Source organism: Leifsonia sp. A12D58, assembly GCF_047530025.1.
Lineage (GTDB): Bacteria > Actinomycetota > Actinomycetes > Actinomycetales > Microbacteriaceae > Cryobacterium.
Window position 1 is genome coordinate 38,836 of sequence record NZ_JBLJAT010000008.1, and the last position, 14,180, is coordinate 53,015.

Sequence of the window (14,180 nt, forward strand, 5' to 3'; positions counted from 1 at the left end):
GACAATGGAAAACACCGACAACGATCACATCGATGAATACTTCTCTACTGCTCGGGTGACCGGTCGACAGGGCGCCATCGAGCTGCCGGCTGACGGCTATCTTAACTATCTGTACGATCTCGACGACCCTGTGCTGGCCGGAAGTCGCGGCATGAACTATCAGGAGTTCGCCGAGGATCGTTACTCGGCACCGTTCCTGCAGGAGCTGCTCACCTACTGGGACAGCCTGTACAGAGAGCCGTTCGTCGGCATCACCTCAGACGGCGTGGTGCGGGAAGGTCTGTATGACCTTCCCGCCGACGGCGCTCCGACAGATCCAGAGCTCGTTGCTGCGGCCGAGCACGTGCTCGCAGTGCTGAGTCCTGAGGAACGCGAGCAGTTCACGTATCAGCTCGACGCACCAGAGTGGCGTGCGTGGAGCAACCCTGAGTTCGTGATCTACCGCGTTGGCTTGCGCCTGGAAGACCTCAGCGACAGTACAGTGGATGCCATCCTTCAACTTGTGAGGGCATCACTCAGCCCCGAAGGTTACGAGCGTGTGAGTGAGGCGATGGCGCTGAACGGTTTCCTCGGCGAGCTCGTCGACCTGCCATCAGTCATGAACGATCGCAGCTACTGGGTATCTCTGTTCGGAACGCCGTCAGCGACCGAACCCTGGGGCTGGCAGCTGTTCGGACACCACGTCGCGCTCAACTTCGTCACCGTCGGCGGCCGACACGTCGTCGCTCCGGTATTCATCGGCGCTGAACCAGCACTGTCAGATGGCGAGCGCCCGCCGCTCTTCGACGCCAGGGAACAGATCGCCATCGAGCTCGCAGAATCTCTGACAGAACAGCAGCGCGAACGTGCGGTCATCTTCGATTCAGTGCTCGACCCATCGATGCCGGAGGGACGCCTGCACCCTGCAGACGAGCGCCACGTCGCCGGCGCATTCCGTGACAACCGGGTCGTCCCGTATGAAGGCATCCCGGCATCGGAGCTGAACGACACCCAGCGCGCACTCCTGCGGGCACTCGCTGAAGACTTCTTCCTGCTGCTCAGCGCACCACAACGCGAGGTAACCCTCAGTGACTTCGACGCGCATATCGATGAGACCTGGTTCTCTTGGTACGGAGCGACCGACGGCTCGCAGCCGTTCTACTTCCGCATCCAGAGCCCGGTTATTCTCGCGGAGCTCGACCATCACGCCGGCGTCTGGCTGAACAACAGGCTGCCCGCCCGTTTTCACGTTCACACCACGTTGCGTCTGCCGAACGGCAACGACTACGGGCGGGCGTACATCGCCGAGGCGAATACCCAGAAATGAGCGGTGCGCCGCTGGTTCCGCGCGGGGTGGGCGCACAGGGGATCCGGCGGCGTCAGGGCGCGTCGGCGCAGGCGACCGGACTGATTCTCGCCATCCTGGCGATGCTCACCGCACTGGGGCCACTGTCTGTCGACATTTACACGCCATCGTTGCCGCTCATCCAGCACCAGCTCGGCGGCAGCGAATGGATGGTGCAGGCGAGCATCACCGCCTGTCTGCTCGGCATCGGCATCGGGCAGCTTCTCTGGGGACCGCTCAGCGACAGGCACGGGCGACGCCCGGTCATCATCGTCGGCGTCATCGGCTGGACGCTCGCCTCTGTGATCAGTGCGCTCTCCGTGACGCCGGAGATGCTCATCGCGGCGAGGGGAGTCGCTGGCCTGTGCGGAGCCGCCGGCATCGTTGTGTCCCGCAGCGTGGTGCGCGATCTGTCACCCGATACCAGTTCAGTGGCATCCCGGATCGGGATCCTCTCGCTGGTGACAACGATCGCTCCCGTCGTTGCACCCGTGGCCGGACTGGCGATCGCCCTCGTCTGGGGATGGCGTGCAGACTTCGTCGCCCTTGCCGCGTTCGGGGGAATCATCTCGCTGGCATTCGCCCTCATCGTGCCGGAGACCCTTCAGCTGGAGCGTCGAACGCCCCCGCGAGAAGGTGGAGTCCTCGGTGCGCTCTCGACAGCGGTTCGTAACAAGGAACTGGTCTTCGTTGCCAGTGCTATCGCTGCTCACGCCGTCGGGTTCTACGCGTACATCGCGACGGCGTCGTTCGTCGTCGAGCGCCAGCTTGGCTATCCGCCTGCGGTTTTTGCTCTGGTCTTTGGGACGAATGCTGTCGCCATGCTGTGCGCCAACGTGGGGTTCAGACGCATCGTCCGGACGCGGCATCCGTCATTCGCGCACGGTATCGGGCTCACGGCGAGTGCCGTGGCGGGAGGATTGCTCGTGGTCACGTCGCTCACGCACGGGCCTGAATGGTTGCTCTGGGCAGCATCGATGATCTGTGCTGCAGCTGCGGGCTTAGTGCTTCCGGGTGGACACAGCTGGGGTCAGACAACCCTGGTGGCCAGCGGTGCGGCGTCGGCATTGACGGGCTCTGCCCAGTTTCTTGGTGGGGTGCTTGGCTCTCCACTTACCGGCATCATCGGACTCACAGCGGCCCACCTCGGCGTCATCGTGTTAGTCAGCTCCAGCATCGGCCTTGGTGCATGGTGGGTGGCCAGCCAGACACGTCAGCGAACCCGTCTGCAATCGCAGTCATCTGTAATCATTGAGCGTCCCCGCTAGGATGGGCAGCCGAACCCTCTGGAGGGACTGTGTCGACAACACCCGATGATTCCGGGGAATTCTTCTGGTGGGACGGACTGCCATACACGTTGTGGCGCGCCCACAACGCGGTGAACCGCGTGCTCCACGATGCTGTCAAAAGCCTCGGCGTCACGGTGACCCAGCTCGGGTTGTCTGTGCATCTGGCTCAGCTCGGCGCGTTGTCTGCCTCTGATTTGTCGCGCGGAATCCACATCACGCCGCAGAGCGTGGCGACTGCACTGGCCCGCCTCGAGAAGCTCGGATGGGTCAACCGCCAGCCTCATCCGGTTCACGGTCGGGTTGTGCTCTTCACCCTGACCGACGCGGGTAGGGACGGGGTCCGGGAGGGTTCTGCGCGGATGGCTGAGGTCACCGAACGGGTGACATCCGTCCTGTCTGAAGGCGGCGCGGAGACGGTTGTGAACGAGCTGCGTCGCATCCTGCTTGAACTCGATGGCAGTGAACGCCCGATGGAACCGCTCTGGCCGGTTCGCGGTCTCTGATCACGATCGAGAATCAGGCAGCGGCGCCCTAGAGGCCGCGGATGATTTGCTGTTACTGTCATGTGACAGTCGTCTGCAACAATGCCGCATGTCTGTCATCCGTGTCGCAGGAACGCCCCTGATTGACACGTCAGGAAGGGGAACGATTCATGCCGACAACCCATTTCACCGTGGCCGCGACATCGTGGATCACCCCGTCGCTTCGGCGGATACACCTGCAGGCTGACGATCTCTCCGGCTTTGCCGACAGCGTGCACACCGATCGCTACGTCAAGCTCGTCTTTCCCAAGCCGGGTGTGAGCTACCCCGATCAGATCGACGTGCGGGCACTCCGCGGTACGGTTCCGCCCGAAGACCTGCCCGATGTGCGCACGTATACGGCGCTCAACCCGAACGTCGACGCCGGCACGATTGATATCGATTTCGTCGTGCACGGAGACGAGGGGATCGCCGGCCCCTGGGCGGCGAACGCCGCAGTGGGCGACGTGCTGATTGCCAACGGGCCTGGCGGCGCTTATGCGCCGATGCCCGATGCTGACTGGCACCTATTGGTGGGCGACGAGTCCGCGCTGCCCGCCGTCACCGCGGCGCTCGATTCACTCGAACGCGACGCCGTGGTGCGGGTAGTCGTGCTTGTCGACTCTGCTGAGCACGAGCCGATCCTCACTCTGCCCTCCGGCGGGGCGATCACTTTCGTGCACCGCAACGGCGGTGCGGCGAGTGTGCGTCTTGAGGAAGCCGTGCGAGCGGTGGACTGGCTGGATGGCCGCGTGCACGCCTTCGTGCACGGTGAGGCCGAGGAGATCATGCACGGTGTGCGCCCGTATCTGCGCACGGAGCGCGGACTGGGGCGCGATCAACTCTCGATCTCGGGCTACTGGCGTCGTGGCCGCACCGAAGATGGTTTTCGTGAGTGGAAATCGGAGCTTGCCCTGACAGAGGGCGACGATTTGCGACGCGGCGGGCGCAGGCCCAGCTAACCATCGCTGCGGTTCGAGGAGGCTTACGGCGCCTCAAGTCGGCACTGATATAAAACGTCAACAGAATTTCTTATACCCACAGATGACAGACATCTGTCATAATCACAGTTATATGCAATACCGGTGCGCAATGATGCGTGGCCGACTCTCACAGTGACGTAGGGATAGCAATGATCCAAGGCAAAGTGCTCATCGTAGGCGGCGGTATCGGAGGGCTTGCTACGGCGATAGCCGTGCGGAATGCCGGGTTCGACGTCACGGTGATCGAACGACACGCGGATCTTCATTCATCGGTGTATGGCGTCGGAATCATCCAGCCGATCAACGCACTCCGCGCACTTGACGCCATCGGCTGCGCCGAGGCATGCATGGCCGTCGGTTTCCCCGCCACGGCGTGGGGAAGCATGTACGACGTCGACGGAAACTTCCTCTTCGCAATGCCGGGGGCTCGCATCGAAGGATCCGACCTCCCGCCGCTCAACGGCCTGACCCGCCCGCAGTTGCATGAAATCCTGACGAACAAGGCCAACGAAGTCGGCGCCGATATCCACTATTCGACCACATTCGAAAGCCTCGTCGATGATGGCGAAGCTGTCGAGGTCACCCTGTCAGACGGCTCGACAGAGCGCTTTGACTTTGTCGTCGGTGCAGACGGCGTGCGTTCACAGACCCGCCGCTATGTGCTCGACGAGGAAATCCAGCCTCGCTACATCGGCCAGTCAGCGTTCCGCATCAACATTCCGCGTGAACCGGAAATCGACCGAATCATCCTGCAGGAAGGCCCGAGCGGCATGGCCGGCTTCGTGCCGATCGGCCCCGACCTGGCCTACCTCTTCTATAACGCCCAGATGGAGAAGTCCGATCGTCCGGCAGAGGCCGACCTCGCGGACATCCTCAAGGAGCACCTCGCGCCGTTCGGTGGGCTGACCGGCCGAGTCCGCGACCAGCACATCAACGACCCCAGCGCGGTTGTCCTGCGTCCGGAGGAGTCTCTCATCGTTGAAGGACCGTGGCACAAGGGACGGATCGTGCTGCTCGGCGACGCGGTTCACGCCATCACGCCCCACATGGGACAGGGCGCAGCCCAGGCGATTGAAGACGGCGTTGTGCTGGCCGACGCGCTGTCGAAGCACCCTGACCTGGAATCCGCTTTCGTCGAGTACCGCGAGCGCCGCTTCGAGCGCTGCAAGCTCATCGTCGACACGTCTCTGGCGATCGGTGAGTGGGAGATGGGGCGACTCGAGGGCTTCGACAACGTCGCTGCCACGAACCACGTGATGGATGTCATGGCGCAGCCCATCTAGGCTCACGTTCACCTGGTTCACCCCGGAGGCGGGAGCGGAAACGTTCCCGCCTCCGGCGTTTCGGTGCGCGAGCAGCCGCCCGGTGTCGAGTGCGGGACGCCGGCTGTTATTTGAAGCCGTGCACCCCTGAAAGCTCAGATTCCGAGATCTCTGCCTCGTAGCGGGTGATCGCCTCGATTGTATTGGTGTCGTGGCGCCGGGTGGCCGTCTCGATCATCTCCTGGCTGGCACCGCCTTCGATGAGGTCGAGTATTGCGTCGTGTTCGGCCAGTGAGGCGAGCGCCCGCCCCGGTGCATACCAGAACGCCGAACGGCGGGTGAGTTCGAGGCGCGCCCACTCTGACTCCACCAGATCGTTGAGTCGCTCATCGTCGCACTTGGAGCAGAGCAGCGCGTGGAATTCTCGGTTCAGGATGCCGAACCGTCGCGGATCGAAATTGGCCAGCGCGTCAGCCATCTCACGGTTCAGTGCGCGGCAGGTGGCGATGTCGTCAGCGGTCAGATGTTCAGAGGAGAGCGCAGTGGCAAGAGCGCCGAGCCGTGCAAGGAGCCGCATTGTGCGTTGCCAGGATTCGGTGTCGAACGTCTTGACGATCGCTCCGGCGTTCTGCACGAAATCGACCCAGCCCTCTGCTTCGAGTCGCCGCAGGGATTCGCGCCAGGGAACCGAGCTGATGTTGTACTCCCGGCCGAGCTGGTCGATCACCAGGCGCTTGCCGGGACCGTACGTGCCATCCATGATCCGCCGCTTGAGGATTTGGTAGGCCTGCTCGGCTTTACTCTCGGCCATCCACGTGCCCCTTTCGGTGTGTCCCTGAGGGCTCACTGATCCTAGGCATTATCGCATACGATCCGGGCGGTTCTCGGAAACTCGCTCAAGTAATCGAGCGATAGTCGGGTTGTTGGTTGCGCCGCTTCGAGCGAGCAGGAGCGCTTGGAGCCGTTCAGGTTCCGGGGTAATACGGCGCACAGTCATGTTGAATCTGGTCAGACTCGCGTTGTCGGGATCGGGCAGGATGGCGACAGCGACTCCCGCTTCGATCAGCGGGATGCACGTTTGGATTGTCTCGACAGTGCGGATTGAAGCGGGCGTCACACCATGGCGACGAAATGCGTTCTCGACGGCCTCTGGCAGGCTGGGCACTGCGGCTGTCCGACGAGGAAGAAGCACAACTTTTCCATTGAACGAGTGAAGCGGCAGGGGATCTGGCGCATCAGACGCATCGGGGGGCAGCGCCGCGACCAGGGGAACCTCGCCCCAGTCGATGATGTCAAGTGAGCCGCGATGGCGCTGGGCGAAGCGTTGCGGGTCTGCGACCATGATCGCGGCCAGGTCGGCTGTGCGTTGTTGGAGCATATCGATCGCCCCCCAGGGCGGCGGGTCGACGAGCCTGATTTCAACGTCGGGCGCTTCGGATGCGTAAGCGCGAAGCAGCTGGGGGATCCGACGCCACATGAGCACCGGAACTGCAGCCATCGTCAGTGATCCGGCAGTACCGGCACCGAATCGGCCGAGTGCCGAGACGACATCATCGATCTCTCCGAGGATTCGCGATGACGCATCAAGTAGATAGCGTCCGGCGCTGGTGGGCTCGACCCCGCGTGGGGTGCGCACCAGGAGCGGCACACCGACCTCGGTTTCGAGCTTTGCGATCGCGACACTCAGCGGGGGCTGCGAGATATGCAGCTGGACGGCAGCAGCAGTGAACGAGCCGGCCTCGACGACGACGTTGAAGTAGCGGAGATGACGGAGCTCCATGCTCGAGAGTATATCGTCGAGGCCGCTATAGCTTTTGACTATGGGCTGCAGAGCGAATAGATAGTTCTGCCCAGCGCATCAGACTGCGAAGCTGACAGCGTCACTCACCCACAAATCAGGAGTCGTCAATGTTGCCGAAAACTAATTTCACCCCGCCATTCGCTCTCACCCGCGCCAGCCATGTCTCCCTTGCCGTGACAGACCTCGAGGCCAGTCGCAACTTCTATCGCGATGTCGTCGGCCTCATCGTCAGCGAGGAAACTGACGACGCCATCTACCTGCGTGGGCTTGAGGAGTCGTCACACCACAGTCTCGTGCTTGAGCGCGCTGACGAGGCGAAAGCGCTGCGCGTGGGACTTCGCGTGCGCGCCGATGCCGACATCGTCGCCGCTGAAAAGTACTTCGCTGAAATCGGCATCGAGCACGAACGAGTGGAGAAGGCCCATCAGGGCCCGACGCTTCAGTTCCGCGATCCCGTCGGTACGCACATGGAGCTCACCTCGTCCATGGGCCAGGTGTCACGCAAGATGCAGAACTTCAACGAGTTCGTTGCCGGCGCTCCGCAGCGCATCGACCACTACCAGGTCGTGACATACGACGTGCAAACCGCCACCGACTTCTGGACGGGGCTCGGCATGCGGGTCTCTGAATACACCGCGACCGATGGCACCGACGAACTCTGGGGTTCGTGGATGGAGGTCAAGGGCAACACTCACGACCTGGTTTTCACCAACGGCCAGGGCCCGCGTCTGCACCACTTCGCGTACACGGTTCCGGACGCCACGGCCCTGCTCCATGCAGCGGATGTCGCCGGCGCGCTCGGATTCGGCGAAGAGATCGACCGCGGTCCTGGCCGCCACGGCATCAGCAACGCGCTCTTCCTGTACCTGCGCGACCCCGACCAGCACCGGATCGAGCTGTTCACCACGCACTACCAGTTCATCGATCTGGAAGAAGTGCCGCTTCGGTGGGACGTCAGTAATCCCAAGCGCGCCCAGCTCTGGGGGATGCCGGCCTCTCGCCGCTGGTTCTTCGAAGCCAGCGAGTTCCCGGCGGAGCCCGTGAACGAGCCGCTGTTGCAGGCGTCGCCCGGCACCCTTGAGGACTACCTCGGTGTCCACTGAGACTAGCGCTGAGACGAGCGCCCTCGCCGGTACCCTCTCAGTCGAACTGCACGCCAAGCTTCTCGCGACACCGGTTGCTGGACTTTCTGCCCAGCTGCGTAAGCGTGGTTTGAACAACATGACGATCGACGGAGTCAGCCCGTTGCATCCGGGAGCAAAACTTGTCGGGACAGCGGCGACGCTTCGATTCGTTCCCAGTCGCGAAGACCTGTTCATCAGTCACGGCGGCGGATACAACGCGCAGAAGCGAGTGTTCGACGAAGTGCGCTCCGGTGAAGTCATCGTGATCGAAGCGCGCGGCGAGGCCGGATCGGGCACCCTCGGTGACATCCTCGCCATTCGAGCCCATGCTCGGGGAGCCGCCGGCATCGTGACTGATGGTGGCATCCGTGACAACGACGCGATCGCCGCGGTCGGAATCCCGGTCTATTCGAACGGGGCGCACCCCGCGGTTCTCGGCCGCAAGCATGTGCCGTGGGATGCCGACATCACCATCGGCTGCGGCGGCACCGCCGTGCAGCCCGGCGACATCATCGTCGGCGATGCCGATGGTGTCATCGTGATTCCTCCCGGCATTGTCGAGGAGATCGTCGATGCCGCGTTCGCTCAGGAAGAAGAGGATGCGTGGATCGCCGGCCGGGTCGCCGCTGGCTTCGCCATCGATGGACTGTTTCCGATGAACGCCGCCTGGCGCGCGCAGTTCGAGCGGGAACGAGCACTGTGACCAGAACGCTTGATGGCCAGACGATCATTGCCATCGCCGACGAGCTTGCCGCAGCTGAGCGCGATCGCACGAGTGTGCCGCTGCTGACCGGGCGGTATCCCGGCATGACGGTCGACGACTCATACGCCGTGCAAAATGAGTGGCGTCGACGGCGAACCGCAGCAGGGCGACGGCTCGTCGGGCGCAAAATCGGCCTGACGTCGAAAGTCATGCAGGCCGCAACGGGTATCACCGAGCCCGACTACGGGGCGATCTTCGCTGATACGGTCTTCGAAAACGGATCAGTCATCGAGCACGACCGATTCTCGAACGTCCGCATCGAAGTCGAGCTCGCATTCGTGCTGGCCACCGCGCTTGAGGGTCCGAACGTCACCGTGTTCGACGTGCTGAGGGCAACGGACTATGTGGTGCCCGCACTGGAGATCCTGTCATCGCGCATCGACTTGCCGGGGCGCACGATCGTCGACACCATCAGCGACAATGCCGCGTTCGGCGGGCTGGTCTACGGCGGAAACCCGACCAAGGTCGACGCCATCGACCTGCGCTGGGTCTCTGCGCTGCTGTATCGAAACGAGGTAATAGAGGAGTCGGGGGTAGCTGCAGCGGTGCTGAACCATCCCGCAACAGGAGTGGCCTGGCTCGCGAACAAGCTCGCCCAGCATGGCGACAGGCTCGAGGCGGGCGAGATCGTACTCGCCGGCTCGTTCACTCGTCCCCTGTGGGTCGAAAAGGGCGACACGATCAACGCCGACTACCGAGAGCTGGGAACAATCACATGTCGGTTCATCTGAAGCCCACCCTGCGCGACGCCCTGGCCGCGGCGTCGCGGCCCCTGGCCGGGATCTGGGTGTGCTCTGGCAGCCCGCTCGTTGCCGAGATCGTGGCGGGATCAGGCATCGACTGGTTGTTGATCGATCAGGAGCACGGCCCGAACGATCTGCAGTCGACCCTGCTCCAGCTGCAGGCTGTGGCCGCCTATCCGGTCACTCCCGTCGTTCGAGTGCCATCGGGAGACGCCGTGACGATCAAGCAGGCGCTCGATATTGGTGCGCAGAATCTGCTCGTGCCGATGGTGTCGTCTGCCGAGCAGGCCGAAGAGCTTGTGCGCGCGGTGCGCTATCCGCCGCGAGGTATGCGTGGAGTGGGATCGGCGCTGGCCCGTTCAGCGCGGTGGAACAGGATCGATGACTATCTCGCCGATGCTGATCGGTACGTGTCGCTCTTCGTCCAGATCGAATCGGTGGAGGGCGTTGACGCTGCGGCAGAGATCGCGGCGACCGATGGCATCGACGGCGTCTTCGTCGGGCCGTCAGACCTCGCAGCGTCAATGGGCCTGCTCGGTCAGCAGACGCATCCGGACGTGATCGCCGCTGTGCTTCGGGCCTTCGATGCAGTGCGATCCGTAGGCAAGCCGGTTGGTGTCAATGCTTTCGATCTCACGGTGGCGCAGGCTTACCTGAACGCGGGGGCCACGTTTGTGCTTGTGGGAGCGGATGTCGCCATGCTCGCGAGAAACTCAGAATCCCTAGTGGCCCAGTTCATTCCGACTGAACGTATCGAGCGAGCGTCGTACTGAGGTGGGGGTGCGGCCGGGGTGCAGTAGATGATGCACTTCCTGATGCGCCACCCGAAATAGCCCATTCGATTACGGGCATAAAAAAGGCCACCCCCCAGTAGAAGCCTGGAGAATGGCCAAGTGGCTCCGACCGGCGTCGATCCGGTGACCTTTCGATTTTCAGTCGAACGCTCTACCAACTGAGCTACAGAGCCTAAGAAACAAACTTCGAGAAGCCGCTTCCTAAGAGAAAAGCCCTCCGTATTAAGGAAGGGCTTTTCACTTTGCGACCCTGACGGGACTTGAACCCGCGACCTCCGCCGTGACAGGGCGGCACGCTAACCAACTGCGCTACAGGGCCTCGATGTGAAACCATATTACTTTATTAAATTGTGTGACCCCAACGGGATTCGAACCCGTGCTGCCGCCGTGAAAGGGCGGTGTCCTAGGCCACTAAACGATGGGGCCGTGTGGCTGTCATAAGCTCATGACTTCCGACGCATAAGCATACGATTAGATTGCCCGATAGTTCAAATCGAGCAGCGCCGGAGTGTCGTTTTTGCGCCCTTTTCGCACATTTCTCCGGCTAAATATCCCGATCAGATCCCATTTATTTTCTCTAAAAATATTTGTGAAATCGCACCGCGCCGGTGAATGGCACGGGCTAAGAGCCCCCTCCGGGTTAGATTCGTTTGCATTGGCAGGCACCCGAGCCCCATGTTGTTACTGTGAAGAATGTGGTCACTGTGACGAAAGTTCACACGTGCCTGATCGGGGAGTTATGAGTCACACAAGTTCCACAGACGAGCGCGGAGTGCAGGTAAGCCTGCACGGTCCAGCAAATCGACGTGTACGCATCCGTCGTCGCCGCGTGGCCGCTATCACTTCATTCATGGCCATTGCGGCTCTGATATCGGTGGCGCTCAGTCCTGCATCGCCCGCAGAAGCTGTCGACTATCCCTCATGGGGTGACCTGCAGAGCGCAAAGTCGAACACGGCTGCAGCGTCGGCCAAGGTCGCCGAGATTCAGACCCTGATCGACGGTCTGCAGACCAGGGTCGCCGAAGCGCAGGCCGAATCCGAAGCTCGTGGTTACGAGATGGAAGCTGCGCAGGCAAAATTTGACGACGCAGCGTTGCGCGCAGACAATCTGCAGTCAGAGGCAGACTCCAGCAAGGCGAGTGCGGATGCAGCGACCAGGCAGGCAGGCCAGCTTGCCGCCCAGCTGTACCGCACCGGCGGTACCGATCTGAGCGTGAACCTCTTCCTCGACGGTCAGGCTGCCGGCGACGGTGCAGAACAATTGCTCTCGAAGCTCGGCAGCATGACAAAGCTCGTCGAGCGCAGCAGCGAGGTCTATGACCTGGCGCAGGCGTCCAAGAACAATGCCCAGTCACTGGGAGATCAGGCCAAGTCGGCACAGGCCGAGCGCGAGACGCTCCGAATCGCTGCTGAGAGCGCGCTGGCCGCAGCTCAGGCCGCGGCAGACGCCGCAGCCGGCGCACTGGCGGAGTCTGAAGCGAAGAGCATCGAGCTCGACCAGCAGCTCAAGTTCATGCAGGACACCGAAAGCACGACGGCTGCCGCTTACGAAGCTGGCGTTGCCGAACGTGCGAGGCAGGCAGCTGAAGCTGCGCGTGCGGCAGCGGCTGCCGCTGCCGCAGCGGCCGCAGCTGGCAATGGCGGCGGCGGGGGTGGAGGCGGTTCGAGCTCGGCAGGCCCCGGCCTCGGTGGTGGCTACATCAACAATGGCTGGGCGGTTCCGGCAAGCGGACGCATTACCGACGGCTTCGGCCCGAGGCAGGTCATCTGCAGCAGCGGCGGACAATGCAGCGGTGGCACCCACTATGGTGCTGACCTCGGCGCAGGCTGCGGCTCTGGAATCTATGCGGCGGCCGCAGGAACAGTGCGATACGCCGGCCGATATGGTACCTACGGTAACTTCGTGCTGATCGACAACGGCAACGGTGTCTCCACCGGCTACGCGCACATCCGCGACGGTGGCATCTTCGTCAACGTCGGCCAGGACGTGAGCGCCGGACAGAACATCGCAAGCGTCGGTATGACCGGAGCGGCAGACGGCTGCCACCTGCACTTCGAGGTGCGTATCAACGACAACCGCATCAATCCGATTCCCTTCATGGCAGAACGAGGTGCGCCCCTTGGGTAGCGACAAGTCCACGACCCGCCGATTCTCTCGGGTGAAGCCCGCAGCTCTGCTGTCGGCGCTGGCGATCGGGGCTGTCACGGCATCCGTCGGTATCACTGCACCGGTGGCCTTCGCCGACACCGGGTACCCGAGCTGGGACGAAGTTCAGAAAGCCAAGCAGAGCGAGGCGACGAAGAAAGCGCAGATCGACGCGATCTCCGGCCTGCTCACCGGACTGCAGAAGACGGCAGACGCCGCATCGAAGGTCTCGCAGGTTGCTGCTGAGGCCTATCGGATGACTCTTGACGATTTGGATGCCGCCACGGCCAAAGAAGCCAGCCTGGCAAAACAGGCGGCTTCGGCCAAGACCAAGGCAGAGACGTCGAAATTGCGTGCAGGGTTGATCGCCGCTCATCTGGCCAAGACCGGCGCACAGGACCTCTCGGTCAACCTGTTTCTGAACGGCAGCTCTGCCGACGACCTGCTGCATCAGCTCGGAACAGCGAGCAAGCTGAGCGAGCAGTCGCAGACCATCTATCGCGAGGCGACCCAGGACCAGAACACGGCTGAGTCCCTTGGCGCACAGGCGTCGTCAGCGACGGCCGAGCGCGACAGGCTGACCAAAGACTCCAAGGCCAAATTCACCGAGGCGAACGCTGCAGCCCAGAGTGCCCAGGCGGCGCTTGAAACGCAGCAGCAGAAGTCGAACGAGCTGTTCGAACAGCTCGCCCTGCTCAAGGACACCACTGCAGAGGCTGAACGTTCGTATCGCGCGGGAATTGATGCTGCCGCTGCGGCGAAAGCCCTTGCAGATGCTCAGGCGGCGGCGGATGCCGCCAAGCCCCCAGCCGGAAATGGCGGAGGCTCAGGTGGCGGTAGCGGAGGCAACTCAGGCGGCGGAGCAGGGACGCCGAGTGTGCCCAATCCGCCGACGGTCACGAACCCGCCGGTGGTAACCAACCCGCCACCCGTGACGACCCCTCCGGTCACGCCAGCCGATCCGACACCGCCCGTGGTCACCGTGCCGCCGCCCAGCGCGAGTGCAGTCGACACGGCGATCAATTTCGCCAGGGCTCAGCTCGGTGATCGTTACGAGCTCGGTGGTTCCGGCCCGGACGCCTGGGACTGCTCCGGGCTCACGAAAGCGGCATATGCTGCTGCGGGAATTTATATTGGAACGCACTCGGCTACCAATCAGTACCGCGAGATGTCCAACCGAGGTCGCCTTGTGTCGTTCTCCCAAGCGCAGGTCGGAGACCTCGTGTTCTGGGGTGTCCCAGGCAACTACTACCACGTGGCTATCTACATGGGTGGTGGCCAGATCCTCGAAGCTCCCGATTATGGAAAGCCAGTACGCATCCATCCGATCTGGAGCTGGGGAGACGTTGCGCCGTACGTCGGGCGTCCGTCGGGCTGACCATGGTCTCCTTGGCCTGACTCGCACCTGCGGGGCCAGGACTGCCGAATTC

At 62.8% G+C, this 14,180-nt stretch carries 11 protein-coding genes, 3 tRNA genes and 1 pseudogene; 10 read left to right on the top strand and 5 right to left on the bottom strand.

Annotated features, from left to right (window positions below; translation table 11 throughout):
* Positions 1 to 4: 4 nt before the first annotated feature.
* From ACMT3I_RS15235 to ACMT3I_RS15255, 5 genes are all read left to right on the top strand, one after another.
* A complete protein-coding gene (locus tag ACMT3I_RS15235; RefSeq protein ID WP_414805372.1) occupies positions 5 to 1,306 on the top strand; it encodes a DUF3500 domain-containing protein in 1,302 nt (433 codons plus the stop codon).
* The gene (locus ACMT3I_RS15240; RefSeq protein ID WP_414805373.1) at positions 1,303 to 2,592 is read left to right on the top strand and encodes a multidrug effflux MFS transporter; all 1,290 of its coding nucleotides are present in this window, start codon (positions 1,303 to 1,305) and stop codon (positions 2,590 to 2,592) included. The genes ACMT3I_RS15235 and ACMT3I_RS15240 overlap by 4 nt, the downstream gene beginning before the upstream one ends.
* Positions 2,593 to 2,621: 29 nt before the next feature.
* On the top strand, positions 2,622 to 3,116 hold the full coding sequence (locus tag ACMT3I_RS15245) for a MarR family winged helix-turn-helix transcriptional regulator (protein ID WP_414805374.1): 495 nt from the start codon (positions 2,622 to 2,624) through the stop codon (positions 3,114 to 3,116).
* Between the two features lie 149 nt (positions 3,117 to 3,265).
* Entirely contained in the window at positions 3,266 to 4,096 is an 831-nt protein-coding gene (locus tag ACMT3I_RS15250; RefSeq protein ID WP_414805375.1) for a siderophore-interacting protein, read from the top strand.
* A gap of 170 nt (positions 4,097 to 4,266) precedes the next feature.
* On the top strand, positions 4,267 to 5,400 hold the full coding sequence (locus tag ACMT3I_RS15255) for an FAD-dependent oxidoreductase (RefSeq protein WP_414805376.1): 1,134 nt from the start codon (positions 4,267 to 4,269) through the stop codon (positions 5,398 to 5,400).
* A 106-nt stretch (positions 5,401 to 5,506) separates the two neighbouring features.
* Here ACMT3I_RS15255 and ACMT3I_RS15260 read toward each other — a convergent pair whose 3' ends face one another.
* Together ACMT3I_RS15260 and ACMT3I_RS15265 are read right to left on the bottom strand one after the other, a co-directional pair.
* The gene (locus tag ACMT3I_RS15260) at positions 5,507 to 6,190 is read right to left on the bottom strand and encodes a GntR family transcriptional regulator (RefSeq protein ID WP_414805377.1); all 684 of its coding nucleotides are present in this window, start codon (positions 6,188 to 6,190) and stop codon (positions 5,507 to 5,509) included.
* A 48-nt stretch (positions 6,191 to 6,238) separates the two neighbouring features.
* A complete protein-coding gene (locus ACMT3I_RS15265) occupies positions 6,239 to 7,159 on the bottom strand; it encodes a LysR family transcriptional regulator (RefSeq protein ID WP_414805378.1) in 921 nt (306 codons plus the stop codon).
* Positions 7,160 to 7,287: 128 nt separating this feature from the next.
* Here ACMT3I_RS15265 and hpaD point away from each other — a divergent pair.
* The 3 genes and pseudogenes from hpaD to ACMT3I_RS15280 all read left to right on the top strand — a co-directional run bounded on the left by hpaD (position 7,288) and on the right by ACMT3I_RS15280 (position 10,583).
* A pseudogene (gene hpaD, locus ACMT3I_RS15270) lies at positions 7,288 to 9,007 on the top strand (3,4-dihydroxyphenylacetate 2,3-dioxygenase).
* Positions 9,004 to 9,798 carry a 2-oxo-hept-4-ene-1,7-dioate hydratase gene (gene hpaH / locus ACMT3I_RS15275; RefSeq protein WP_414805379.1) on the top strand — a complete coding sequence of 265 codons (795 nt, stop codon included), beginning with the start codon at positions 9,004 to 9,006 and terminating at the stop codon, positions 9,796 to 9,798. The pseudogene hpaD and the gene hpaH overlap by 4 nt, the downstream one beginning before the upstream one ends.
* On the top strand, positions 9,783 to 10,583 hold the full coding sequence (locus ACMT3I_RS15280; protein WP_414805380.1) for an HpcH/HpaI aldolase family protein: 801 nt from the start codon (positions 9,783 to 9,785) through the stop codon (positions 10,581 to 10,583). The genes hpaH and ACMT3I_RS15280 overlap by 16 nt, the downstream gene beginning before the upstream one ends.
* Before the next feature lie 121 nt (positions 10,584 to 10,704).
* Here ACMT3I_RS15280 and ACMT3I_RS15285 read toward each other — a convergent pair.
* The 3 genes from ACMT3I_RS15285 to ACMT3I_RS15295 form a co-directional block, all read right to left on the bottom strand.
* A tRNA-Phe gene (locus ACMT3I_RS15285) sits at positions 10,705 to 10,777 on the bottom strand.
* Between the two features lie 72 nt (positions 10,778 to 10,849).
* Positions 10,850 to 10,923, bottom strand: a tRNA-Asp gene (locus ACMT3I_RS15290).
* A 34-nt stretch (positions 10,924 to 10,957) separates the two neighbouring features.
* A tRNA-Glu gene (locus ACMT3I_RS15295) sits at positions 10,958 to 11,030 on the bottom strand.
* Positions 11,031 to 11,343: 313 nt separating this feature from the next.
* On the opposite strand from ACMT3I_RS15295, the gene ACMT3I_RS15300 reads away from it, so the two are divergent.
* Positions 11,344 to 12,732, top strand: a complete 1,389-nt coding sequence (locus ACMT3I_RS15300) for a peptidoglycan DD-metalloendopeptidase family protein (protein ID WP_414805381.1) — start codon at positions 11,344 to 11,346, stop codon at positions 12,730 to 12,732.
* Positions 12,725 to 14,128, top strand: coding sequence for a C40 family peptidase (locus ACMT3I_RS15305; protein WP_414805382.1), 1,404 nt, complete (start codon positions 12,725 to 12,727; stop codon positions 14,126 to 14,128). The genes ACMT3I_RS15300 and ACMT3I_RS15305 overlap by 8 nt, the downstream gene beginning before the upstream one ends.
* Positions 14,129 to 14,180: the final 52 nt, after the last annotated feature.